The organism is Ligilactobacillus hayakitensis DSM 18933 = JCM 14209 (genome assembly GCF_000615845.1).
GTDB classification, from domain to species: domain Bacteria; phylum Bacillota; class Bacilli; order Lactobacillales; family Lactobacillaceae; genus Ligilactobacillus; species Ligilactobacillus hayakitensis.
On the sequence record NZ_BAML01000063.1, the window covers coordinates 1 to 1,711 of the forward strand.

1 rRNA gene is annotated in these 1,711 nt (G+C 50.2%); it reads left to right on the forward strand.

Features of this window, described 5'->3' with window-relative positions:
• Positions 1 to 121 precede the first annotated feature (121 nt).
• Positions 122 to 1,682: ribosomal RNA gene (locus tag JCM14209_RS09575) — 16S ribosomal RNA — on the forward strand.
• The last annotated feature ends 29 nt before the right edge of the window (positions 1,683 to 1,711 follow it).

Consider the following 1,711-nt stretch of genomic DNA (forward strand, 5'->3'; position numbering starts at 1 on the left):
TAGATCTTTGAAAACTGAACAAAGTTTCGATGAAACAAATGTGTAGGGTCTCTTATTTATAAGAGCAAACATTTGCGAAGTCAATTCGCTAGTATAAATAATAATGAGTCACAAACTTATTTAAATTGAGAGTTTGATCCTGGCTCAGGATGAACGCTGGCGGCGTGCCTAATACATGCAAGTCGAACGCAACTTTCTTACACCGATGCTTGCATCACCGTAAGAAAGTTGAGTGGCGGACGGGTGAGTAACACGTGGGTAACCTGCCAGAAGAGGGGGATAACACTTGGAAACAGGTGCTAATACCGCATATCTCTAAGAACCGCATGGTTCTTAGATGAAAGATGGTTCTGCTATCGCTTCTGGATGGACCCGCGGCGCATTAACTAGTTGGTGGGGTAACGGCCTACCAAGGTGATGATGCGTAGCCGAACTGAGAGGTTGATCGGCCACATTGGGACTGAGACACGGCCCAAACTCCTACGGGAGGCAGCAGTAGGGAATCTTCCACAATGGGCGAAAGCCTGATGGAGCAACGCCGCGTGAGTGAAGAAGGTCTTCGGATCGTAAAGCTCTGTTGTTAGAGAAGAACACTGATGAGAGTAACTGTTCATCAGTTGACGGTATCTAACCAGCAAGTCACGGCTAACTACGTGCCAGCAGCCGCGGTAATACGTAGGTGGCAAGCGTTATCCGGATTTATTGGGCGTAAAGGGAACGCAGGCGGTTTTTTAAGTCTGATGTGAAAGCCTTCGGCTTAACCGGAGAATAGCATTGGAAACTGGAAGACTTGAGTGCAGAAGAGGAGAGTGGAACTCCATGTGTAGCGGTGAAATGCGTAGATATATGGAAGAACACCAGTGGCGAAAGCGGCTCTCTGGTCTGTAACTGACGCTGAGGTTCGAAAGCGTGGGTAGCAAACAGGATTAGATACCCTGGTAGTCCACGCCGTAAACGATGAATGCTAGGTGTTGGAGGGTTTCCGCCCTTCAGTGCCGCAGCTAACGCAATAAGCATTCCGCCTGGGGAGTACGACCGCAAGGTTGAAACTCAAAGGAATTGACGGGGGCCCGCACAAGCGGTGGAGCATGTGGTTTAATTCGAAGCAACGCGAAGAACCTTACCAGGTCTTGACATCCTTTGACCACTTGAGAGATCAAGCTTTCCCTTCGGGGACAAAGTGACAGGTGGTGCATGGCTGTCGTCAGCTCGTGTCGTGAGATGTTGGGTTAAGTCCCGCAACGAGCGCAACCCTTGTTGTCAGTTGCCAGCATTAAGTTGGGCACTCTGGCGAGACTGCCGGTGACAAACCGGAGGAAGGTGGGGACGACGTCAAGTCATCATGCCCCTTATGACCTGGGCTACACACGTGCTACAATGGATGATACAACGAGTCGCGAGACCGCGAGGTTTAGCTAATCTCTTAAAGTCATTCTCAGTTCGGATTGTAGGCTGCAACTCGCCTACATGAAGTCGGAATCGCTAGTAATCGCGAATCAGCATGTCGCGGTGAATACGTTCCCGGGCCTTGTACACACCGCCCGTCACACCATGAGAGTTTGTAACACCCAAAGCCGGTGGGGTAACCTTTTAGGAGCTAGCCGTCTAAGGTGGGACAGATGATTGGGGTGAAGTCGTAACAAGGTAGCCGTAGGAGAACCTGCGGCTGGATCACCTCCTTTCTAAGGAATATTACGGAAACCTACACAGC